At 72.6% G+C, this 23619-nt stretch carries 14 protein-coding genes; 10 read left to right on the forward strand and 4 right to left on the reverse strand.

Annotated elements, in window-relative coordinates; translation table 11 throughout:
- Nucleotides 1-48: 48 nt before the first annotated feature.
- From B073_RS40640 to B073_RS0122135, 5 genes are read left to right on the forward strand one after another with little or no spacing between them, the layout of a single operon-like run.
- Complete coding sequence (locus B073_RS40640; protein ID WP_018540262.1) at nt 49-6618, forward strand: non-ribosomal peptide synthetase; 6570 nt, start codon at nt 49-51, stop codon at nt 6616-6618.
- Complete coding sequence (locus B073_RS40645) at nt 6615-11735, forward strand: non-ribosomal peptide synthetase (RefSeq protein ID WP_018540263.1); 5121 nt, start codon at nt 6615-6617, stop codon at nt 11733-11735. Before B073_RS40640 ends, B073_RS40645 begins: the two co-directional genes overlap by 4 nt.
- Nucleotides 11732-12856 carry a saccharopine dehydrogenase NADP-binding domain-containing protein gene (locus B073_RS40650; RefSeq protein WP_018540264.1) on the forward strand — a complete coding sequence of 375 codons (1125 nt, stop codon included), beginning with the start codon at nt 11732-11734 and terminating at the stop codon, nt 12854-12856. Before B073_RS40645 ends, B073_RS40650 begins: the two co-directional genes overlap by 4 nt.
- Before the next feature lie 2 nt (nt 12857-12858).
- A complete protein-coding gene (locus B073_RS0122130; protein WP_037812334.1) occupies nt 12859-13995 on the forward strand; it encodes a Gfo/Idh/MocA family oxidoreductase in 1137 nt (378 codons plus the stop codon).
- Nucleotides 13995-14750, forward strand: coding sequence for a thioesterase II family protein (locus B073_RS0122135; RefSeq protein ID WP_018540266.1), 756 nt, complete (start codon nt 13995-13997; stop codon nt 14748-14750). The genes B073_RS0122130 and B073_RS0122135 overlap by 1 nt, the downstream gene beginning before the upstream one ends.
- A 25-nt stretch (nt 14751-14775) precedes the next feature.
- Here the strand turns inward: B073_RS0122135 and B073_RS0122140 are convergent, their stop codons facing one another.
- Nucleotides 14776-15819, reverse strand: coding sequence for a methyltransferase (locus tag B073_RS0122140; RefSeq protein ID WP_018540267.1), 1044 nt, complete (start codon nt 15817-15819; stop codon nt 14776-14778).
- Nucleotides 15816-16229, reverse strand: a complete 414-nt coding sequence (locus B073_RS42870; RefSeq protein WP_078508114.1) for a cupin domain-containing protein — start codon at nt 16227-16229, stop codon at nt 15816-15818. Before B073_RS42870 ends, B073_RS0122140 begins: the two co-directional genes overlap by 4 nt.
- A 234-nt stretch (nt 16230-16463) precedes the next feature.
- On the opposite strand from B073_RS42870, the gene B073_RS0122150 reads away from it, so the two are divergent.
- From B073_RS0122150 to B073_RS0122165, 4 genes are read left to right on the forward strand one after another with little or no spacing between them, the layout of a single operon-like run.
- On the forward strand, nt 16464-17468 hold the full coding sequence (locus B073_RS0122150; protein ID WP_018540269.1) for a methyltransferase: 1005 nt from the start codon (nt 16464-16466) through the stop codon (nt 17466-17468).
- On the forward strand, nt 17465-19045 hold the full coding sequence (locus B073_RS40660; protein ID WP_018540270.1) for an AMP-binding protein: 1581 nt from the start codon (nt 17465-17467) through the stop codon (nt 19043-19045). Before B073_RS0122150 ends, B073_RS40660 begins: the two co-directional genes overlap by 4 nt.
- Nucleotides 19042-19419, forward strand: coding sequence for a hypothetical protein (locus B073_RS40665; RefSeq protein WP_018540271.1), 378 nt, complete (start codon nt 19042-19044; stop codon nt 19417-19419). The genes B073_RS40660 and B073_RS40665 overlap by 4 nt, the downstream gene beginning before the upstream one ends.
- Entirely contained in the window at nt 19416-20513 is a 1098-nt protein-coding gene (locus tag B073_RS0122165; protein WP_018540272.1) for a class I SAM-dependent methyltransferase, read from the forward strand. Before B073_RS40665 ends, B073_RS0122165 begins: the two co-directional genes overlap by 4 nt.
- 47 nt (nt 20514-20560) lie before the next feature.
- On the opposite strand, the gene B073_RS48820 is transcribed toward B073_RS0122165, so the two are convergent.
- Nucleotides 20561-21766 (reverse strand): cytochrome P450, encoded by a 1206-nt coding sequence (locus tag B073_RS48820; RefSeq protein ID WP_018540273.1) that lies wholly within the window; start codon nt 21764-21766, stop codon nt 20561-20563.
- A 145-nt stretch (nt 21767-21911) separates the two neighbouring features.
- On the opposite strand from B073_RS48820, the gene B073_RS40670 reads away from it, so the two are divergent.
- Entirely contained in the window at nt 21912-23204 is a 1293-nt protein-coding gene (locus tag B073_RS40670) for a condensation domain-containing protein (RefSeq protein WP_018540274.1), read from the forward strand.
- Here the strand turns inward: B073_RS40670 and B073_RS0122180 are convergent.
- Nucleotides 23194-23601, reverse strand: coding sequence for a VOC family protein (locus B073_RS0122180; RefSeq protein WP_018540275.1), 408 nt, complete (start codon nt 23599-23601; stop codon nt 23194-23196). The genes B073_RS40670 and B073_RS0122180 overlap by 11 nt on opposite strands.
- Between the last annotated feature and the right edge of the window lie 18 nt (nt 23602-23619).

Here is a 23619-nt window from a genome sequence, read left to right on the forward strand (position 1 = left end):
CCGTCCGGCCGGTGTCGTCACAGGCGAAGGTGAGGGTGCGCAATGGGAATGGACCGCGAGGCGTTGCGGAACACGGTGGCCGAGGCCCTCGGGGAGCCGGCCGCCTCGTTGCGCCCGGACGAGGACCTGGTCCGCCGTGGACTCGACTCCGTACGACTGATGCGGCTCGCCGCGCGATTGCGGCACGAGGGCGTGCGGCTTGCCTTCGCCGATCTGGTGGAGCGGCCGACCCTCAACGCCTGGTGGGAGCGGCTCGCCCGCCAGGAGACCGGTCCCGCCACCGAGCAGCAGTCACCGGACGAGGACCCCGACGCCTCCGGCCCCTTCTCGCTCGCGCCCATGCAGCATGCGTACTGGATCGGCCGTGGTGAGGGGCGTCCGCTGGGCGGCGTCGGCGCGCACTTCTACAACGAGTTCGACGGGCACGGCGTGGACCCGGACCGTCTGGAGCGGGCGGTACGGATGTTGATGGCCCGGCACCCCATGTTGCGCGCCCGGTTCTCCGACGACGGGACCCAGCAGATCACCGAGGGCAACTGGCCGGGTCTCACCGTGCACGATCTGCGCGGCACCGGGACCGACGGGCGGGAGCGGCGGCTGGCCGAGCTTCGCGAGGAACTCGCCCACCGGAAATTGGACGTGGCCGCCGGACAGGTCTTCGACATCCAGCTCAGCCTGCTGCCGGACGGCGTCACCCGTACCCATGTCAGCATCGACATGCTCGTCGCCGACGCACAGAGCTTCCGGGTCCTGCTCGCCGACCTCACCGCCTGCTACCAGGACCCGGAAGACGTCCCCGCCCCGGCCGCGTACACCTTCCGGCAGTACCTCGCCGCACAGCGGCGGGCCCGCGGCGCGGACCGCGACACCTACGCGCGCGATCGCGCCTACTGGCAGGAGCGGCTGTCGGAGCTTCCCGGGCCCGCCGAGCTGCCGCTGGCCGCGGACCCAGGAGAGCTCACCGCGACGCGCGTCACCCGCCGGCACCTCCGGCTCGATCAAGAGCAGTGGGACCTGCTCGCCGACCGCGCCCGCGAGCACGGCCTGACCCTCGCCATGGTCTTCGCTGCCGCGTACGCGGAGGTGCTCGGTGCCTGGAGCGCCCGCCCGCGCTTCCTGCTCAACCTCCCGCTCTACGACCGCGAGCCGCTCCACGCGGACGTCGACCGGATCGCCGGGGACTTCACCAGCCTGGTGCTGCTGCCGGTCGACGTAGGCGACGAGAAACCCTTCGCGGAGCACGCGGTACGGCTGCAGGAGGAGTTCCGCCGCTGCGCGGCACATGCCTCCTACTCCGGGCTGGAGGTGCTGCGCGACCTGGCCCGACGGGATCCCGACCGGCAGGCCGGGGCGCCGACGGTGTTCACCAGCGCACTCAGTCTCGGAGAACTCTTCGGCCCCGCCACCCGCGAGGTGTTCGGCCAGCCCGTCTGGACCATTTCGCAGACCCCGCAGGTCTGGCTCGACCACCAGGTCACCGAGCGGGAGGGCGGGATCTTCGTCAACTGGGACGCGGTGGACGGGCTGCTCGCCGAGGGAGTGCTGGACGCCATGTTCGACGCCTACCGCGGGCTCCTGGAGCGGCTGCTCGCGCCGGATGCCGACTGGCGGGCGCTGACCGGCGTGCCGCTCCCCGAGGAGCAGGAGAGGACGCGGTCCGCGGCCAACGCCACGGACGGCCCGAGCGAACCCCGTACCCTCCACGAACGGTTCTTCGCGCGCGCCGCCGAACACCCGGAGGCGACGGCCCTGTGCTGGGGCGAGGACGGCGCGCTCGGCTACGGCGAACTAGCCGACCGCTCGCTGCGTATCGCGGCGGCCCTGCGGGACCGAGGTGTCCGGCCCGGCGAGCCCGTGGCGATCAGCGTTCCCAAGGGGCCGGAGCAGGCCGAGGCCGTGCTCGGGGTGCTCGCCGCGGGCGGCGTATATGTGCCGGTCGGACCCGAGCAACCGGAGCGGCGGCGCGCCCGGATCCACCGCTCGGCGGGGGTGCGCCTGGTGCTCGCCGAGAGCGTGGCGGCGGCCCTGGACGACGGCACAGCATTGCTCACCCTGGAGTCGGCATGCGCCTCCGCGCCACTGGAAGCCCCCGTCCTCCCCTGGCCGGAGTCGCCCGCTTATGTGCTGCACACCTCCGGCTCCACCGGAGAGCCCAAGGGAGTTGTCGTCCCGCACCGCGCCGCGGTCAACACTCTCGACGATCTGACGGGGCGATTCGCGCTGGGCCAGGACGACCGGGTCCTGGGAGTGTCCGCGCTCGACTTCGACCTCTCGGTCTTCGATCTCTTCGCCCCGCTCTCCACCGGCGGTGCGCTCGTCCTGCCCGGCCGGGAGAGCGCCCGCGACGCCGAGGAATGGGTGCGGCTGGTACGGCGGCACCGGGTCACGGTCTGGCAGTCCGTGCCTGTGCTGATGGACATGCTGCTCACCGCCACCGAGGTGGACGGCGGGACCCTGCCGCTGCGTGTCGCTCTCCTCGGCGGCGACCGGGTGGCACCCGAGCTGGGCCCCCGCATGTCCCGGTGCTGCCCGGACGGTCGGCTGTTCGGCCTCGGCGGCACCACTGAGACCGCCATCCACTCCACCCTCCAGGAGGCCACCCACCCCTCGCCCGACTGGTCCTCGGTGCCGTACGGAGTGCCGCTGCGCAACCAACGGATGCGGGTCACCGACGAACAGGGCCGGGACCGGCCCGACCACGTGCCGGGGGAGCTGTGGATCGGCGGCGACTCGGTGGCGCTGGAGTACCGGGGCGACCCGGTACGCACCGCCGAACGCTTCGTCCAGTACCAGGGAGAACGCTGGTACCGCACCGGCGACCTGGCCCGCTACCGGCCGGACGGCACCGTGGAGTTCCTCGGCCGCACCGATCAGCAGCTCAAGGTCCGCGGCCATCGGATCGAACCGGGGGAGGTGGAGAGCGCCCTGGCCGCGCACCCGCGGGTGCGCGCCGCCGCGGTCACCACCACCGGGGAAGGTACCCACCGCCGGCTGGCCGCCGTCGTCGCCGGCCCCGGGCTCGACCCGCAGGAACTCCGGGACCACGCCGCCGACTTGCTGCCGCCGGCCATGGTGCCGGCGACCGTGACCGTGCTGGACGCGCTGCCGCTCTCCGCCAACGGCAAGATCGACCGGCGTGCGGTGCAGGAGGCCGCGGCGGCCGGCACGCCCCGGCAGAAGCCGGGCACACTGCCCCGCGGCCCCGTCGAGGAGGCGGTCGCCGATGTCTGGCGCGCTCTCCTCGGGGTGGATCGGGTGCACCGCGAGGACGACTTCTTCCTGCTCGGCGGAGACAGCCTGCTCGCCACCCGGATGGTGGCCGGACTCCGCAGTGTGGGGATGCCGGGCGCGGGGCTGCGGCTGCTCTTCGACGCGCCGGTGCTCGCCGACTTCGCCGCCCGGCTGGGCGACGGACGTCCGGACGACACCGCAGCGCGTCCGACGGAGGTGAGTCCGGACCCGGACCACCGCTATGAGCCGTTCCCCGCGACCGAGGTGCAGCTCGCCTACTGGCTGGGCCGAACCGGGGACTTCGCGCTCGGTGGCACCGGCACCACCTGGTACACGGAGTTCGACGGCGACGCGGTGGACCTCGACCGGCTGGAGCGGGCGTTCAACCGGCTCATCGCCCGCCACGAGATGCTCCGCGCCCTCTTTGACGTGGACGGCCGGCAGCGCATCCTGCCCGACGTACCGCCGTTCCGGATCTCCGTCGCCACACCGGAACCGGCGCATCAGGAGACCGCACTCAAGGCACTGCGGGAGGAGATGTCGCACCTGGTTCTCGACAGTTCCCGCTGGCCGCTCTTCGACCTGCGCGCCGTGAGCTACGGCGAGGGCCGAACCAGGATCGGCCTCACCCTGGACTATCTGGTCTTCGACGCCCTCAGCATCATGACCGTCTTCGAGGAGCTGGGCGCCCTCTACCGCGACTCGGAGGCCGAACTCCCGCCGGTACGGCTCTCCTTCCGGGACTACGTACTGGGAGTACACCCCGACCCGCGGCGGTTGGAGGAGGCACGGCGCTACTGGCACAGCCGCGTGCCCGAGCTGCCGCCGGCACCGCAGCTGCCCCTGGGCACCGACCCCGCCTGTGTCCAGAGCGTCCGCTTCGTACGACGCGAGCATCGGCTGCCCGCAGAGCGCTGGGCACGGTTGGTGCGCCGCGCCCGGGAGCACCAGCTCACCCCGTCCGCGGTCCTGGGCTGCGCGTACGCCGAGGCGCTGTCGGCCTGGAGCGGTCAGAGCAGGCTCAGCATGGTGCTCACGCTCTTCGATCGCGCGGAGGTGCACCCCGACATCGACCGGGTGCTGGGCGACTTCACCTCCCTGCTGCTCGTGGACCACACCCGCGCCGGCAGCTGGGAGGAGTCCGCGCGCACCTATCAGCGCAGGTTGTGGTCAGCGCTGGAGCACCGCGAGATTTCCGCTGTCGAGGTGCTGCGAGAGGTCGCGCGCCGCGGCGGCGAGGCGCAGGCCACAGTGCCGGTGGTCTTCACCAGCACGCTCGGGGTGGCGGACTCCCGGATCGACCACCGGATGCCGTTCGGTCGCCGTACCTATGGGCTGTCCCGCACCCCGCAGGTACTGCTGGACCACCAGGTCTCCGAGCACGAGGGTGCACTGTTCCTCCACTGGGACGCGGCGGAGGAGCTGTTCCGCCCAGGAGTGCTGGACGCGCTGTGCGACGCGCAACTGCGGTTGCTCGATTGGCTGAGTGCCGAGGACACCGACTGGGACACCCCTGTACCCGAACTGCTCCCCGCGGCGCAGCGACGGCGACGCGATGCGGTGAACGCCACCGGATCCGAGCTGAGCGGCGCCACTCTGCACGCCCCGTTCTTCGCCCGGGCCGCCGCCGAGCCGGACCGTACGGCCCTGTGCTGGGGTGAGGACGGCACCATGTGCTACGGCCAACTCGCCGACCGGGCACTGCGGGTGGCATCCGCACTGCACACCCGCGGCGCCTCACCGGGGAGCACCGTCGCCGTCACCCTGCCCAAGGGGCCGGACCAGATCGCCGCCGTGCTGGGGGTGCTGGCGGCGGGCTGCACCTATGTTCCGGTGGGGGTCGACCAGCCCCCGTTGCGGGCCGCCCGGGTGCGCGAGAGCGCCGGCGCGCGGCTGCTGCTCACCGACGGCCTGCACGAGGCAGGTCAGGCCGGGGAAGAGATCATCACCCTGGCCGAGGCACTGGCGGCGACGCCCCGGGCCGAGCCCTGCACACCGGACGACGGCACTCTCGCGTACGTGATCTACACCTCCGGTTCCACCGGGGAGCCCAAGGGCGTCGAGATCACGCACCGGGCCGCCGTGAACACCGTCGAGGACATCGGCTCCCGGTACGGCGTGGGCCCGGACGACCGGGTGCTGGCCGTCTCCGCGCTCGACTTCGACCTCTCCGTGTACGACATCTTCGGGCTGCTCGGGGCGGGGGGCGCCCTCGTCCTTCCCGACGAGGACGAACGGCGCGACGCCGCCGCCTGGTTCCGGTTGGTCGAACGCCATGGCGTCACGCTGTGGAACAGCGTCCCCGCGCTCCTCGACATGCTTCTGACCGCGGCCGGGCACCGCCCGCTGCCCGGGTCGCTGCGGCTCGCCCTGGTCTCCGGGGACTGGGTCCCCGCCGAGCTCCCGGCCCGGCTCGCCGACGCCGGGCGGGGACGCTGCCGGCTGGTCGCACTGGGCGGCGCCACAGAGGCCGCGATCTGGTCCAACGCCTACGAGGCCCCGGACGACGGCCTGGTGCCGTCCGGGTGGACGGCACTGCCGTACGGGCGTCCGCTGCGCAATCAGAGGTACCGGGTGGTGGACGAGAGCGGACGGGACTGCCCGGAGTGGGTGACCGGTGAACTGTGGATCGGCGGCGCGGGCGTGGCGGCCGGCTACCGCGGCGACCCGCGGCGTACCGCGGACCGCTTCGTGACCCATGACGGCAGGCGCTGGTACCGCACCGGTGACCTGGGCCGCTACTGGCCGGACGGCACCCTGGAGTTCATCGGCCGGGCGGACCAGCAGGTCAAGATCCGCGGCCACCGGATCGAACTCGGCGAGATCGAGGCCGCGTTGGGCAGCCACCCGCAGGTGCGGGTAGCGGTGGCCGCGGCGGACGGAGGCCGCCGGTTACTGGCGGCCTTCGTCCCCCACGCCGGCGAACCGCCCGCGGAGACGGAGCTGCGCGACCACCTCGCGGACCGGATCCCCGCCCACATGATCCCCGACCGCCTGATGCCGCTCGCGGAGCTGCCGCTGTCGGCCAACGGGAAGGTGGATCGCGCGGCGGTGGTTCGCGTTGCCGGCCGCACCGATCCGGCCGGCGGCGACGAGCAGCCGAGCGGCCCGCTGGAGCAGGAGATCGCCGGTCTCTGGGCCGCGCTGCTGGAGCGCGAGAGCGTCGGGCGTTCGGAACGCTTCCTGTCGGTGGGTGGCGACAGTCTGCTCGCCACCCGGCTGCTTGCGGCGCTGGAGGAGCGCTTCGCGGTCCGGCTGTCCCTACGGCAACTGCTCACCGCCTCCACCGTCGCCGAACAGGCGCAAATCGTCGCGGAACGCCCGGACTGCGCGCGCTCCGGTAGGCCCATGGGTGAGGCTCAGGACATGGAGGAGGGTGTGCTGTGAGTGTGGATCGAGCGACCGAACCGGACGTGCTCATTGCCGAGTTCGAACGGCTGGGCGTACAGCTGTGGGCGAAGGACGGCGGGCTGCGCTACAGGGCCCCGCAGGGAGTGATGACCGAGGAACGCCTCACCCTGCTGCGTACCCATAAGGAGACCCTGCTGCGGGCCCTGGAGCGGCCGCCGGAGCCGGCAGCGGTGCGGCCGGATCCCGCCCACCGGTACGCCCCCTTTCCGCTCACCGACGTGCAGGCCGCCTATCTGCTGGGCCGGGGCGCGGCGTACGAGTACGGCGGCGTGGGCTGTCACGGCTACGGCGAGATCGTCCACGCCGAGCTGGACACCGCTCGGATGGAGGCCGCCTGGAACCGCTTGATCCGACGCCACGACATGCTGCGCGCCGTGCTCGACCCCGGTGGCTCCCAGCAGGTACTGCGCGAGGTGCCCGACTTCCGGATCGCGGAGACCGATGCGTCCGTCGCGCCCGCGCAGGAGGCCGAACGGGCGCTGCGTGACGTCCGCGCCGAGATGGACCACCGCCTCTACCGGCCCGAGGAATGGCCGCTGTTCGACCTGCACATCACCAGGCTCCCCGACCGGGCCGTGCTGCACCTCTCCATCGACTTCTTGATCTGCGACTTCGTCAGCCTCCACGTACTCCTCGACGAGCTGCACACGCTCTATGAGGATCCCGCGCGGGAACTCCCGGAGCATGGCACCCAGTTCCGTGACCATCTGCTCGCGGCGCGAGTGCAGCGGGACAGCAGTCGATACGAGACGGACCGCGGATACTGGTACGACCGCATCGACACGCTGCCTCCCGCCCCCGAACTGCCGCTCGCCCCACGGCAGGAGACGGCCCGGCCGCGGTTCCGCCGCCATCAGGCCGTGCTCGGCATCGAGGAGTGGGCCGGGCTGCGCCGCCGCGCCGCGGCCAACGGGCTCACCCTCTCCGGCGCCGTGCTCGCCGCGTACGCCGAGGTGCTGGCGCGGTGGAGCAGGCGTCCGGACTTCTGCCTCAACCTCACGCTGCTCAATCGTCCCGCCACCCACCCGGACCTCCCACGCCTGGTGGGCGACTTCACCTCGGTGAGCCTGCTGGAGGTGCGCGGCGGTGCGGGCAGCTTCGCCGTCCGCGCCGGGCAGCTCCAGGAGCGGCTCTGGCAGGATCTCGATCACCAGCTGTGCACCGGTGTGGAGGTGATCCGGGAGATCTCCCGACGGCACGGCGCCGACGCCGCGCTGATGCCGGTCGTCTTCACCAGCGCCATAGGCCTCGGTGACGCGACACCTCGACGCGCGGGCGTGGATGTCGAGCTGGGGGAGGGGATCAGCCAGACCCCGCAGGTGTGGATCGACTGCCAGAACGCCGAACGCGGCGGTGGCCTCGCCACCAACTGGGACGTGCGCGAAGGGGTGTTGCCCGACGGTGTGGCCGAGGAGATGTTCCGCGCCTATGAGGCGCTGCTGCGCCGCCTCGCCACCGACGACACCGTATGGGAGGACGACGACCCTGTGCCGCTCCCGGCCGCGCAGCGCGAGCGGCGCGCCGCGTACAACGACACCGCGGCCGACGAGGCCGGCATGCTGCTGCACGAACCGGTGGTGCGGCAGGCGCAGCGCACCCCCGGGCGTCCGGCTGTCATTACGACCGATATCACCCTCACCTACGGTGAACTCCTCGGCGCCGCCACCCGTACCGCCCGCCGGCTCGCCCATCGCGGAGCCAGGCCCGGCAGCCACGTCGCCGTGGTGATGGACAAGGGCTGGGAACAGGTGGTCGGCGTGCTCGCCGTGCTGCTGACCGGCGCCGCCTATCTCCCCGTCGACACCCATCAGCCCGCCGCCCGCCGCGACGCCATGCTCCGCGGCGCGGGAATCCGCCTCGTGCTGACCCAGGACCATCACCTGACCGGGGCGGAGTGGCCGGAGGGCGTCGAGCCGCTCACGGTGGACCCACCCGCTGGACCGGAGGTCCCGGAGCCCGCCCCGTGCGGCGGCCCGGACGACCTGGCGTACACCATCTACACCTCCGGATCGACCGGCTCCCCGAAGGGCGTCATGATCAGCCACCGGGGCGCGGTCAACACCGTCGCGGAGATCAACCGCCGCTTCTGCGTGGGTCAGGAGGACCGGGTGCTGGGCCTCGCGGCGCTCGGCTTCGATCTGTCGGTCTGGGACATCTTCGGTCCGCTGGCGGTCGGCGGAGCGCTGGTTCTGCCCGATGCCGACCGGCGCGGTGACCCCTCGCACTGGGCGGCCCTCGCCGAGGAGCACGGCGTCACCGTCTGGAACTCCGTGCCCGCGCAGATGCAGATGCTCCACGACTACCTCGCCACCCCCACCGCGGGCGGCGCCGGGCGGCTGCGGCTCGCGCTGCTCTCCGGCGACTGGATCCCGGTGCCCCTCCCGGACGCGATCCGCGGCGCGGTACCCGGGATCGAGGTCGTCTCGCTCGGCGGTGCCACCGAGGCGTCGATCTGGTCGATCTGTCATCCGGTGGGTGAGGTGCCCGCGCACTGGACAAGCATTCCCTACGGCCGTCCGCTGTCCAACCAGCGGTTCTACGTGCTCGACCAGCGGATGCGCGACTGTCCGGACTGGGCGACCGGGGAGCTGTACATCGGCGGAACCGGGCTCGCCGAGGGCTACCTCGGCGACGCCGAGCGGACCGCCGAGCGCTTCGTCCGGCATCCCCGCACCGGGGAACGGCTTTACCGCACCGGGGACCTGGGACGCCATCTGCCCGGCGGCGACATCGAGTTCCTCGGCCGGGAGGACGCGCAGGTCAAGATCCGCGGTCATCGCATCGAACTCGCCGAGGTCGAGTCCGCTCTCCAGGCCGCCGACGGAGTGGGCACCGCGGCCGTGGTCGCCGTCGGGGAACACCCCCTGGAGCGGCGGCTGGCCGCCTTCGTCGAGCCGGCGCGGGTACCCGCCCATGAGGACCCCGCACAGACCGGTAACGCCGTGCGGGCCGCACTCCGCGTCGGGGACGCGCTGCTGACCCAGGTGGACCGCGAGCGGTATCTGCGTTACACCGAGCGGCTGGACCGGGCCGCCCTGTCCGCCATGCTCGGCACCCTGTGTGGCCGCGGATTGTTCACTACCCCTGGCGCCGCTCACTCCCTGGACGAGGTGTACACCCGTACCGGTGCCCCCACCGAACGGCGGCGGCTGCTCCGGCGCTGGCTGGACGCCCTCGTCCGGGAGGGACTGCTGGAGCGGGACCCGGACACCGGCCGTCATCGCCGTCCGGTCACGGACCGGCACGGTACCGGTCTCTCCCGGGTGGACGGCGATTGGCGGCTGCTCGCACAGGAGGCCGAGGCGCTGGGCGAGGACCCGGCGCTGCTGGACTACTTCCGCGCCTGCGCCGACAGACTGCCCGAACTCCTCGGTGCCGAGGGCGACCCGGTGCGGTTGCTCTTCCCCGAGGGCCGGCTCGATGTGTCCGCGCAGCTGTACGAGAAGGCACTGTTCAACCGCTGGGCCCACACCGTGGCCGCACGGCTGGTGGGTGAAGCCGCCGCCGTCGCGCGCGGGCCGGTGCGGGTGCTGGAGGTCGGCGCCGGCGGGGGCGGCACCACCGCTGCCGTGCTGGAGGCGCTGGAGAGTGCCGGTGCGGACTACGACTATCTCTGCACCGATCTCTCGCCGTTCTTCCTGGACGCCGTGCGGGAGCGGTTCCCCGGCAACCCGCGGCTGCGCTGCCGCGTCTACGACCTGGACGCCGACTTCCGTCCCCAGGGACTCGATCCCAACTCCTTCGACCTGGTCGTCGCCGGGGACGTGCTGCACGCCACCCGGGACATCGGCCGGGTCCTTGACTCCCTCCGCGAACTTCTCGCGCCCGGCGGCCTGTTGACGCTGCTGGAGATGGGTCGCGACCACTACCAGATGATGACCTCGCTGGAGCTGATGATCCGCACCGGACCGGACGGCGCGGACTTCACCGACCTGCGCGCCGGACACGACCAGGTGTTCCTGACTCCCGGACAGTGGCGGCGGAAGCTCACCGAGGCCGGCGGTAGCGACATCCAGGTGCTGCCCGAGGAGGGCGATGTCTTCCTCGGGGAACTCGGCATGCACGTGTTCACCGCACGCTTCAAGACCGACCGGGCCCCGATCGATCCTCGGCGGCTGCTGGACGACGCGGCCGGCCTGCTGCCCCGCTACATGCTTCCCGCCACGGTCGAGATCAGCGACCATCTGCCGCTGACCGCCAACGGCAAGGTCGACCGCAACCGGCTGATCGCGCGTGCCGTCCTCCCGCAGGAGGACGCCGGGACCGCTGGCGGAGCTCCCCCGGAGGGCGAGCTGGAGATGGCGATCGCCGCCGTCTGGAGCGAGGTGCTGGCCCGCGACACCGTGGGCCGGGACCAGAACTTCTTCACGCTGGGCGGTGATTCGCTGCTCGCAGCGAAGCTCGCCGGACGGCTCCTGGAACGGATACCGCAGATCGAGGGCCGGTACTTCGACGAGCTGCTGCGCGAGGTCCTCGACCACCCCACGGTCGCCGGGCTCGCGGACCGGTTCACCGGCGCGTCCGGCGCGCAGGAGGACAGCGCGCCACGATGGGAGGCGCACTGGTGGAACGAGGAGTGCGACGGAATGCCGCTGGTGCTGCTGCACGACGGAGCCGGGGGCCCGGAAGAGGTCCATGCGGAGGTCGCCGCGGGCGTTGGACGGCCGGTCCTCGCACTGGTCCCGGCCGGGCTGCCCACCGCGGAGCCGGACGGTCTGTTGGAGTGGGCCGCCGACGCGTGTGTACAACGGCTGCTGGACGAGGGTGTGTGGGAAGCGGATCTGCGCGGTCACGGAGTGGGTGGACTGCTGGCCGTCGCAGTCGGGAGCCAGCTCACCGAGGCGGGCGGAGAGGTCGGCACCCTCACCGTGCTGGGCTCCTGCCCGCCGGACGGCGCCGTGCCCGGCCAGGCCCCCGACCGGGACGCGCTGCTGAAGGCCGCCGAGGGGTACCGTCCGCCGCTCTACCCCGGCGACTTGACCTTCCTGTATCCGCCGGGCACGCCGGCGGTCGCGGCCGACACCTGGCGCCCGCTGTGCCTCGGCGACGTCCGCGTCGTCGAGGAGCCGGCCCCGGGAGAGGGGCCCGCATGACCGCCGGGCCTCCGCTGGTAGCGGTGCTCGGCGCCGGCGGCGCCGTCGGGGCCGCCGCCACCACGGTGCTCCAGGACCTCGCTGTCCGGGCTCCGTTGCGACTGCGCGTCGGTGCCAGGACCGCCGACCGCGCCCGGCGCGCCGCTGCGGTAGCGGGACAGGGAGCCGAGGGCCGCGCGGTGGACGCCACCGATCCGCGGAGCCTCGCCGAGTTCGCCGAGGGTTGCACGCTGCTCCTCAACTGTGCGGGGCCGGCGACCCGGTTGCAGCAGACAGTTGTCCGGGCGGCAGCGGCAGCGGGGGTGCACCTCGTGGACGCCGCGGACGGCAGCGGTGCGATGGCCGGGCGGTGCGCGGTCTTCGGTGCGGGGCTCTCCCCGGGACTCACCGGGCTGCTCCCGCGCCAGCTGCTCGGCCCCTCCCCGGCACCCGGGACCCGGCTCACCGGATACGTCGGCGGGCTGGACCACTTCACCCGCTCCGCAGCCCTCGACTACGTGGCCGGTCTGAGTGCCTCGGCGGAGGGCGCCCCGCTCGCCGGCTGGCGCGACGGACGGCGCGTGGAGCGAGCCCTGGAACCGCTGAGCGATGTCCGGCTGCCGTACTTCCCGCGACGGGTGGTCGCCCGGCCGTTTCTCAGCGGTGAGACCGAGCGGCTGGCCCGCACGGCACGACTGGCGGCTGTGGACTGGTACAGCGTCTTCGACGGCCCACAGGTGCTGGCCGCACTCGCCAGGCTCCAGCCGGGTGCCGGGCCTGGTGAGCTGGACGCCGCCGCGGACGCGGTGAGTGCCGCAGCCGAGATCGATCTCTTCGGGCGCGATGCCTACCAACTGCTCCTGCTCCGCTGTGAAGGACCCGCGGGTTCCCGGGAGTTGGTCCTGCGGGCTCCTGGCGCGAGCGAGCTGACCGGAGCCCTGGCCGCGGTGGCGGCCGTCGAGGTCCTGGCCGGGCGGGTACCGACTGGGCCCCACCGCGCCGCCGAGGTCCTGGACCCGGACACGGTCACCGCAGTGCTGGCCGCGCTACCGGGCATCTCCGTACGGGAGTCCGCCGACGAGGAGAGCACCGCCACCGCACCGCCGGTAGCGGCGGAACAGGTCGAGGAAGGCCGGGTGTGACGATGAAGGTCGTGGTCTGTGGCACCAAGTTCGGGCAGGTCTACCTGGAGGCGTTCCGTGGCGCCACCGGCCCGTACGAACTGGCCGGGGTCGTCGGGAGCGGCAGCGGCCGGTCCCGGGCCTGCGCCGAGCACTACGGGGTCCCGCTCTACACCCGGGTCCAGGACGTGCCGGGCGAGGTGGAGGCGGCGTGCGTGGTGGTCGGTTCCGGGCTGCTCGGGGGCCCCGGGGCGCAGCTCGCGAAGGAGTTCATGGACCGAGGGATCCACGTGCTCCAGGAGCATCCCCTGCACCATGACGAACTCGCCGACTGTCTGCGGCACGCCCATCGCAGCGGCGTGCAGTACCGGCTCAACTCCTTCTACCCGCACCTCGCCCCGGTGCGCCGCTTCCTGGCCGCCGCACGGGAACTGCTGCGATTGCGGCCCGTACTGTACGTGGACGCCGCCTGCGGCTTCCAGGTCGCCTACGCGCTGTTCGACATCGTCGGCCGGTCGCTGGGCGGGTTGCGCTCCTGGGCCCTGTCCGAACACCCGCAACTGCCGTCCGTGGTCCGGCGCATGACCGCGCTGGAGGTACCGTTCCGCAGCGTGGACGCGGTGCTCGGCGGTGTCCCGGCGACGGTACGGATCCAGAACCAGATGGACCCCAGCGACCCGGACAATTACGCGCATCTGCTGCACCGTGTCACCCTCGGCACCGAAGCTGGCAGCCTGACCCTGGTGGCCACCCACGGGCCGGTTGTGTGGAGCCCACGCCCGGACTTTCCGCACGACGTCCGGGACCCGTCCGCCGCGCCGCACTTCGCGGTGGGCAAGGAGCCCGACCCGCACCTGACGGTGGGCAGTGGCCGGATCATCGGGCCCGCCGGCACACCCGGCTATCACGAGATCTTCCACTCGGTGTGGCCGGCCGGGGTGCGTACCGCGCTGGACGAGTTGCGCGCGGCGGTGCGCGCCGGGGAGGATCCCCGGCGCGCCGGCCAGTACGCCCTTGCGCTGTGCCGACTCTGGCAGGAGGTCACCGAACGGCTCGGTCCGCCGGAGCTGATCCGCGCCGAACGGCCGCGCCCTCTGGGCCCCGACGAGATCGCCCTGCTGGAGAAGGCGGCCGGCGCTCCGGAAGCGGGCGCTCGCTGATGGGACTCGCCGACAGCCTGTGGCTGCGCCGCTTCCGCCCCGTACCGCACCCGCGGGTCAGGCTGGTCTGCCTGCCACACGCGGGAGGCAGCGCGTCCTTCTACCGGCTCTGGGCCGACGCGCTGCCCTGGGACGTGGAACTGGTCGCGGTGCAGTACCCCGGCCGGATGGACCGGCTGCGGGAGCCCTGCATCGAGGAGGCCGGGAAGATGGCCGATCTGCTGTGCGAGGAACTGCGGTTGCTCTCCGGTCGGCCGCTGGTGCTCTTCGGCCACAGCCTCGGTGCGCTGCTGGCGTACGAGGTGGCCCGGCGGCTGGACCGGCCCGGCACGCCCGCGCCCGCCCAGTTGGTGCTCTCCGGGCGGGCCGCGCCCGGCACCCGGCCGCCCACCACCGTGCACCTGGGGGACGACGAGGAACTCTGGGCCGAGCTACGGCGGTTGGGCGGCACCAGCGATGAGGTGAGCGCACAGCCGGAGCTGCGCTCCCTGGTGCTCCCGGCGCTGCGCAGCGACTACCGGCTGGCCGAGACGTACCGGCACGTTCCCGGTCCGCCGCTGAGCTGCCCGGTGACCGTGTGTGTGGGGGAGCGCGACACCGAAGTGAGCCGGGAGCAGGCGGCCGCCTGGTCCCGGTACACCCGCGGCGGCTGCGAGGTCGCCGTCTTTCCCGGCGGACACTTCTACCTGAATCCGGAGCGGGACCGGCTGTTGGAGCTGCTGAGCGGCGCACTCGCTCGACACACCCTGCCCTGAGCCGGCGCCTAGCGGCCCACCGCCCTCAGCCATCCGCCGGGCGGGCCTCCAGCACCGTGAGCGTGCTGGTCGGACGCCGCCGCTGCAACCGCAGCCCGGCACCGCGCAGCAGCCGGTCCAGTTCCTCCACGGTGCGGTGACGGCCGCCGGTCAGCACCAGCGTGTGCAGATCGATCAGTTTGCCCAGGTCGAACTCGTTGCCCGGCAGCAGCACCGCCTCCAGCAGTACCAGCGTGCTGTCCGGACGCATCGCTGCGCGGACCCGTCGTAGCAGCGTGGAGGCGCGCTGGTCGTCCCAGCCGGGCAGCACGGTCTTGAGGAGATAGCAGTCCGCGCCGGCCGGAATATCCACGAAGAAGTCCCCGGGCACCGTCTCGCAGCGGTCCGCCACCCCCGCCTCCCGCAACACATCGGGAGCGCCCTCCAGCACATGCGGCTGGTCGAGCAGGATCCCGCGCATCTCCGGGAAGCGTGCCAGCACGGCGGAGAGAAAGGCCCCCTCACCGCCTCCCACGTCGACCAGGGTGCGTACACCCGCCCAGTCGCAGTGGGGGAGGACGCTGCGCAGATGCAGGGTGTTGACGCCGCGCATGGCGCCGTCGGCTCGTGCGCTGTCCGCCGGCCGACGGGCCAGGTAGTCGTGGTACTCCTCGCCGTTGACCTTCGCGAAGGCTGACTCCCCGGTGCGTACCGCATGGTCCAGAGCACTCCAGGCGCGGACGTCGAAGGGCAGCAGAGGGCAGGAGTCGGCGAAGGAGAGCGGATGGTCACTGCGCATCACCTCCGACAGCGGCGTCAGCCCGAAGACGCCCTGCTCGTGCTCGGCGAAGACCCCGCGGCAGGCCAGCGCGCGCAGCATCCGGCACAGCGAGCGGGTATGCGTGCCGGTCCGCTCGGCCAGTTCCGCCACCGGTAGCGGGCCCTCCCGCAGCAGATCGGCCAGGCGCAGGTCACAGGCCAGGCGCAGCGCGAACGGCACCACATAGTCGGCGAGTTCGCCGAGCCTGGCGTACGACTCCAGGTCCAGCCGCGGCCGTCGGCCGGTGCGCCGGGTGGCCGGCGTACTCACTCCTGCCCCTCCCCGTCGGCACCCTCCCACCGGCGGTGCTCGGTGCGTCCCATGGGGGTGATGTGCAGCGCCCGGGACGGCTCGTGCACCACGGCCCGGTGCCAGGCGCCCTGGGGCACCACGCAGCTCTCCCCGGTGCGCAAGGACACCGTCTTCTCCCCGTCCGCGAATTCGACGACGAAGTCGAGCCGTCCGGAGACCAGGGTGACGATCTCGTCACCAGCGCAGTGCCGCTCCCACACGGGCCAGGTGCCGTCCATGGCCAGCACCCCGATCAGGATGTCGTCCTCGCCGTTGGCGCCGTGCTCCCCGCGCTGCGCGGCGTCGGCGTCCCACAGCCTCGCCGCGTGCTTGCCGTCCAGTTGCACAAACGTGTCGGAGAGCGTGAACACGTGCTGCACAGAGGGCATTTCCTCACCTTTCCGAGATCTACGGGAGCGCGCTGGCCTCGGTTTCCGGCCGGCGCCGTCCCCTCATGCAACCACGCCCGCCGCCACGCGGCGGGCGTCGTGAACAAGACGCATAACTGAGGCCGGAAGGGCATGAAGATCCGCCTTGTACGGCTTGGACGGCACTCACTAGCTTCGGCCTTCGCGGCAGCGCGCGGCTGCGCGAGACGGGGAGAGGAAGCTGCGGTGACAGCCATGGAAACCAGCCTGCTCGACGACGTCCACTACGTGTCCGACCTGGGGGACTTCATCGTTCCCGCCACGTTGCGCGTGGTCAGCGACCTCCGGATCGCCGACCATCTGCGCGACGGCCCCCGGAAGGTCACCGAACTCGCCGAACTCACCGGCGCCCATCCGCGCGCCCTGCTGCGGGCGCTGCGCGTGCTGGCCGCACGCGGCATCTTCCGCGAGACGGATCCGGAGAACTTCGAGCTGACCCGCCGCGCCCAACTACTCCGAGGCGATCACCCGTTCTCGCTGCGCGACGGACTCACCCTGCTCTCCTGCGACGTGGAAGCCTTCGCCCGCTTCGATCACAGCGTTCGAACCAACGAGGCGTCCTTCGACCATGTGCACGGCGAGGGCTACTGGGAGTGGATGAGCCGCCACCCCGACGAGAGCGCCCGCTTCGACGCCACCCAGCAGGGCGCCACCCGGCTGGAGCTGCGCGCTTCGTTCGCCGCGTACGACTGGTCGGAGCTCGGCAGTATCGCGGACATAGGCGGTGGTAACGGCGCGTTCCTCGCCGGGCTGCTCTCGCGCTACCGCTCGTTGAAGGGCTGCCTCTTCGACCTTCCGCACGTCGTCGAGGGGGCTCCGCGAATCCTCGACAAGGCGGGCGTCACCGAGCGCTGCGAGATACGCGGCGGGAGCTTCTTCGAGGCGGTGCCCGCCGGGTACGACGCGTACCTCATGAAGCGGATTCTCTACAGCTGGCCGGACGACAAGGTGCGGGCTGTCCTGCGCACCGTACGGGCCGCGATGCGCGAGGACAGCAGGATGCTGCTGATCGAGCCGATGGAGACGCCGGGCAACGCCCGCGAGCCGGGCAAGGTGTACGACCTGCTCATGCTCGCCCTGGGAGGCGGTTCGGCGCGTTCCGAGGACCATCTCGCCGCGCTGTTCGACGAGGCCGGCCTCCGCCTTGAGCGCGTGGTGCCCACCTTGATGTACCCCATTGTCGAGGCCCGGCCGCGGTGATACTCGACCGGCTCGCAGACCTGGACCCGGAGCGTGGCATCCACTTCGCCCGCGGACGCGATGGCTGGGAGTTCCACAGCTACGCCGCTCTCTCCGCGCGGGCGCACGCGGTTGCCGGGGCGCTGCGCGACCGCGGGGGCGCACCGGGCCGGACCGTGGCCCTGCTGCACCGCACCGGGCCCGACTTCGTGGCAGGACTGCTCGGGTGCCTGCTCGCCGGGGCCGTTCCCGCTCCCCTCGCGCCACCGCCGCTCGGTCACCCGGAGGCTTTGTACGCGCGGCGGCTGCGCCAACTCCTCATCGCATCCGGGGCGGTCCTCACGCTGGCCGACGCGTCGCTGAGCCCCCTCCTATCGCCGGATCACCCAGCCCTGACCACCTCGGAGCTCACCGCCACCCCAGGCCCTGTCCCGCTGGAGCCGGCCCGCCCGGCCGGACTCCTCCAGTTCACCTCCGGCTCCAGCGGTCCTCCACGCCCGGTCCGCATCCCGTACGAGGCGCTGTGCGCCAACATCGCGGCGATCGGCGACTGGCTCGGTCTCGGCGAGAGCGATGTGACCGCGTCATGGCTGCCGCTCCACCACGACATGGGGCTGACCGGCTGCCTTCTGACACCCGTCGCGTACGGCCACGACATCTTCCTGATGAGCCCCGAGCAGTTCCTTCGCGACCCGCTGCGTTACCTGCGCTGTTTCGACGAGGGTGGTGCCACGGTCTCCAGCACCCCCGCGTTCGGCCTCGCCCATCTGCTGAGACGGCTGACCCCGCAGCACCTGGCCGGCCTCGACCTGTCCTGGCTGCGCGCCCTGATCGTCGGGGCCGAACGCGTCAGCCCCGCGCTGCTCGACCGCGTGACGGCACTCCTTGCCCCGCACGGCCTGCGGCGTGGAACCCTGCTGCCCGCCTACGGACTGGCCGAGGCCACCCTCGCGGTCACCGGTGTGCGTCCCGGGCACAGCTGGACCACGCGCGCCGAACCCCCGGGCGACGCCCCGGCCGTGGTCTCCTGCGGACCACCGGTGTCCGGTGTGCGGGTCAGCGTGCTCGGCGAGGACGGCGCAGAGCTGCCCGAGGACATCGTCGGTGAAATCGCCGTACGTGGCGGCTCCGTGGCGCACCAGGGGCCGGAGGCGCTGCGGACCGGCGACGCCGGTTTCCTGCACGGCGGCGAACTCCACATCCTCGGCCGCCTCGGGGACGGGCTCAAGGTCCGCGGCCGCATGGTCTTCGCCGAGGCACTGGAGGAGCAGCTTGCCGCCGCGGGCGTCCCCCATCGGCGAACCGCCGCGCTGCTCGGCGTGCACCGAGGCCGGGCCACCGCCGTGGTGCTCCTGGACCGCCAGCACCCCGGTTGGGTGGACACCGCCCACACACTGCTGCGCCGCGAACTCCCGGACGCGGACCGGGTGGTGCTGTCCGTCCCCGTCGGCGTGCTGTCCCGCACCACCAGCGGGAAGCCACGGCGCCGCCCGCTATGGCACGACTATTGCGAGGGCCGGCTGCCGGGGGAGCCCCTCGCGCCGCCCGCCCCGCCGACTTCCCCTGCCCTTCATCCCGTACGAGGAGGAACCCGATGACTCAGCCCGCCGCTTCCACCGAGGCAGCGCCCACCGAGGCCGAGGTCCGCGCGACCGTAGAGCAGCTGGTGCAGGAGATGGCGCCCGATTCCGAAGGGTTTGCCTGCCCGCCGCCCCCGGACGCCAGGCTGGTGGAAGACCTCGGCTACCACTCGCTGGCCCTCCTGGAGTTCGCCTTCGCCCTTGAGGACGAGTTCGACCTGCCGCCGATCGACGAGGAGACCGCGCGCGCCATCCTCACCGTCGGCGCCGTGCAGGACCACGTTGTCGGCATCCTGCGGGAGCGCGGCCGGCTCGGCTCGGACACCGGTGCCGCTGGGACTCCGGGCGCCGCTGAGGCCGCCGGGGAGAAGGGCGCGGGAGCCGCCGGATGACCAGCGGAGCTGCCCCCGAGAACGAGGCGCTCGCGCTGAGCAGCCGGATGTTCATGGCCATGCTGGCCACCCAGGAACTGCTCACCAGCTACCTCGGGATCCGCCTCGGGCTGTACGAGGCGCTGGCCGCGGGACCGGCCACCACCACGGAGCTCGCGGAGCGCGTCGGCATCTCCCCCCGGTACGCCCGCGAGTGGCTGGAACAGCAGGCGGTCGCGCACCTGGTCACCGTGGAGGACCGGAGCCGGCCCGCCACCGCGCGGCGCTACGTGCTGCCCGCCGCGCACGCCCGGGTGCTCACCGTCTCCGACGACCCGCTGTCAATGGCCGCGCTGACCGCCCTGCCACTCGGTGGAGTGGCGCGCGCTCTGCCCGAGTTGCTGGAGGCCTACCGCTCCGGGCGCGGTGTGCCCGACGAGCGATACGGCGCCGACTGGCGGGAGGGCCACTCCGGTGCCAACCGCTCGCTGTTCCGGAACGACTTGCCCGGCTGGCTCAAGAGCGCCGTACCGGGAACGCATGAGCGGCTCTGCCGCCCCGGTGCGCGGATCGCCGACGTCGCCTGCGGGGTCGGCTGGGCCGCACTGGCCCTGGCCGGTGCCTATCCCGACGCCGAGGTCGACGGCATCGACCTGGATGCCGAGTCGATCGCGATGGCCCGCCGCCACGCCGAGGCCGTGGGCGTCGCCGACCGTACGCGCTTCGTCGCCGGGGACGCGGCGGGCGGGCTGCCCGAAGGGCGCTACGACCTTGTGTGCCTGTTCGACTCGCTGCACGAGATCGGCAAGCCGGAGAAGGTGTTGCGCGCCTGCCGGGCGCTGCGTGCGGACGGCGGACAGGTGCTGGTACTGGACGCGAAGGTGGCTGACGTCTTCTCTCCGGACGCCGGAGAGGTGGAGCGGTTCCAGTACGCCACCAGCGTGCTGCACTGTCTGCCGGCGGCGCTCTGTGACACGGACGATCCGGAGACGGCCACCGGTACCGTGCTTCGCCGCGGAACTCTGCGCGGACAAGCGCTGCGCGCTGGCTTCACGAAGGTGCGGACGCTGCCGGTGGAGGACCGCTTCCACCGGCTGTACGCGCTCGACGGCTGAACGCGGCGCCCAGGGGACGGAATCCGGCCGGCCCCCGGGCGCCGCGTTCAGACTGGGCGCACCGCGACCGGGACCGTTCCGTACGCCCGGAAGCTGGAGTCCGTACGGCGCAGCGCGGGGCCGTCGGGCTCCAGGGCCGCAAAGGTGTCCAGCAACCTTCCGAACACCACACGCCCCTCCAACCGCGCCAGCACCGCACCCAGACAGTGGTGCATCCCGCCTCCGAAGCTCACCTGCGGGTTGGGGTCACGCCCGATGTCCAGCCGGTCCGGGTCGCGGAAGACCTCGCCGTCCCGGTTGGCGGAGCCGAGCAGGAGTACCAGCACCCGGCCGGGCCGCAGCGTGCGGTCCCCGACCGTCACCGGTTCGCGTACCAACCGCGCGGTGCCCTGGATCGGCGCGTCATACCGCAGGAACTCCTCCACCGCGGAGGGCAGCTGACTCCGGTCGGCGCGCAGCCTGGCCAGCTCGCCGGGGTGCTCCAACAGCGCGGCGCAGCCGGTGGCCAGGAGGTTCATCGTGGTCTCGAACCCGGCGAAGAAGGAGAAGACCGCGTTGTCCACGATCTCCGCGTGGCTGAGTGTGGCACCGGCCTCCTCCGCCGCCAGCATCCGGGAGAGCAGATCCTCGCCCGGCCGCCGGGCACGCTCGGCCAACACCTCGTCGAGGTACTCCCGCAGCCAGGTCACCGCGGCATCGGCGGCCGACCGGTCCTCCTCGGGGACCACCGCGGCGAACGCCTTGCCCAGGTCCACCGCGCGTGGCCGGATCAGATCGCGGTCCGCCGCGGAGAGCCCCATGAGTTCGCACACCACCATCACCGGCAGAGGGAATGCGAGATCGGTCACCGCGTCGAACCGCCCGGTGTCCCGCGCGGGTTCCAACAACCGGTCGACCAGTCCGCCGATCCGCGCCTCCAGTGAGCGCACCAGCCGAGGGCTGAACGCCTGCCCCAGCAACCGCCGGAGCCGGGTGTGGTCCGGCGGGTCGCGGTACAGCACGATCCGGCGGAAGAACGCGCCCGCCGCGCCGTCGCCGGCGGAGGCACGGTGGTATGCCTCGGGGAACTCGCTGCCCAGTCTGCGGTCCTTCAGCAGCGTCGCGACGTCCTTGTGCCGGGTGACCCCGTAACTCCCCGGCCCCATCCGGCACAGGGGTGCGGTGGCGCGCAGCCGCGCGTACGCGGGATACGGGTCGTCCAGCACGTCGGGGGCCAGCGGGTCGAAGCGGGGAAGCAGCTCTCGCAACACCATGCAGGCGATCCTGCGCCCGCCCACCGGGTCCGGCAACCACGAAAGGGCGGATCTGTTATGCGTCTTGGCCGCGCTCGCTGCGCCGGTCATGCGTACCCGCCTGCACCGGCCGCCGCACCCCCGGTGCCCGGCTAACGTGCTGCCCATGGCTGTCCAGACACACCCGGCCTCGGTAGGGCAGCGGCTGCTGTGGATGATCGGGAGGCACCGTCCGGACTACGGCGCCCTCAACTGCCCGGCAGTCTGCGAACTTGCCGGCCCGCTCGACCTCGAAGCGCTCACCGATGCCGTCGGGCGCCTGGTGGAGCGGCATGCCGCGCTGCGCACCACCATCACCGGGCGCGGCCGTTCGCTCGTGCAGCAGGTGCACGAGACGCTGACTCTGCCGCTGGAGCGGGAGGACCTCGGCACCGCCCCCGACCCGGACGCCGCGCTGCGGGCCGCGGTCGCCGAGGAGGTGGGCCGGCCGCTGGACCCCACCACCAGCCCCTTGCGGGCGCGGTTGTGGCGGCTGTCGCCCAACCGGCACGTGCTCTGCCTGACTGCCCATCATCTGGTCAGTGACGCCTGGTCGACCGGGGTGCTGCTGCGTGATCTACACGCTCTCTACGACGACCGCCCCGACCCCCCTCCGCCGGCGTGGCAGTACACCGACTTCACCGCCTGGCAGGACACCTTCCTCGCCGGGGAACACTCCCGTAGCCACATCGACTACTGGCGGCGCAGGTTACGTGGCGCGCAGCTCGCGCCCCTCCCGCCCGCCCCCGCAGTCCCGGAGCGGGGACCGGCGCTGGTCACCGCGCGGGTACGGCCCGCGGCGGCCGAGGGGCTGCGGGCCGTGGCTCGGCGCTGCGGCGTCACTGAGTTCAGTGCGCTGCTGGCTGTCTACTTCCTGCTGCTGCACACCCTCACCGGACGGCGTGACCTCACCACGGCCACGCTCTTCGCCAACCGCTCCCGCCCCGAGACGCGGGACGTGGTGGGCTTCCTCGCCGGCATGGTCCTGCTGCGCAGCCGGCAGCCCGCACGCGGCAGCTTCGCCGACCTCGTACGGATCACCCACACCACCGTCCGGGGCGCTTTCGGACACGCGGAGGTGCCCAGCCAACTGCTGTCGCTGCCGGAGCTGACGCGGGAGCCGGGGCGGCGTCCGGACGACATGGTCTTCCAGCTGGTGGCCGAGGCGCCCCGGTTGCTGCCCGCGCGGGGCCTGAGCTTCGACCTGCTGGTCCCGGAGGGCCTTGGGACCCGCTTCGCCTGCGACCTCACGCTGGTCCCCGTACGGGGAGGCTATGACGCCCTGCTGTACCACGACCGGGCGCACCTCGCCGACGCCCCGGCCGCGGTACTGGCCGGCTCCTACGCCGAGCTCGCCGCGCGTGCGGCGGCCCGGCCGGACGCGGACGCCACCGAGCTGGCGACGGGGCTCAACTGGTGAGGTGCGAGGCGAAGAACCAGAGGTTGCCCTCCAGGTCCCGCGCTCCGTACTCGCGCAGTCCGTAGGGCATGTCCTGCGGCTCGTACTCGATCACCGCACCGGCGTCCTTGGCGTGCCGGTAGTGCGCGTCCACGTCCTCGACGGTCATCATCACCCCGGCGTGCACGGCGGGCAGCTCCGAAGCGGGCTGGAGCTTCATCTCGGCCCGTGCCTGTCCGATGATCACGGTGTGCGAGCCGATCCCCGCCTGTGCGTTGACCACCTGCCCGTCGACCTCGTTCACCATCCGCTTCTCCAGTCCGAACGCCTCCAGCAGGAAGGCGAACCCCTTGGCCGGATCCTTGTAGAACAGGTACGGGCTGATGCTGGGGGCGCTCGGGGCGGGCTGCTGCTTCATAAGGACTCCTCGGGTGGG

Origin of the sequence: Streptomyces sp. MspMP-M5, from assembly GCF_000373585.1 — a bacterium.
Lineage (GTDB): Bacteria > Actinomycetota > Actinomycetes > Streptomycetales > Streptomycetaceae > Streptomyces.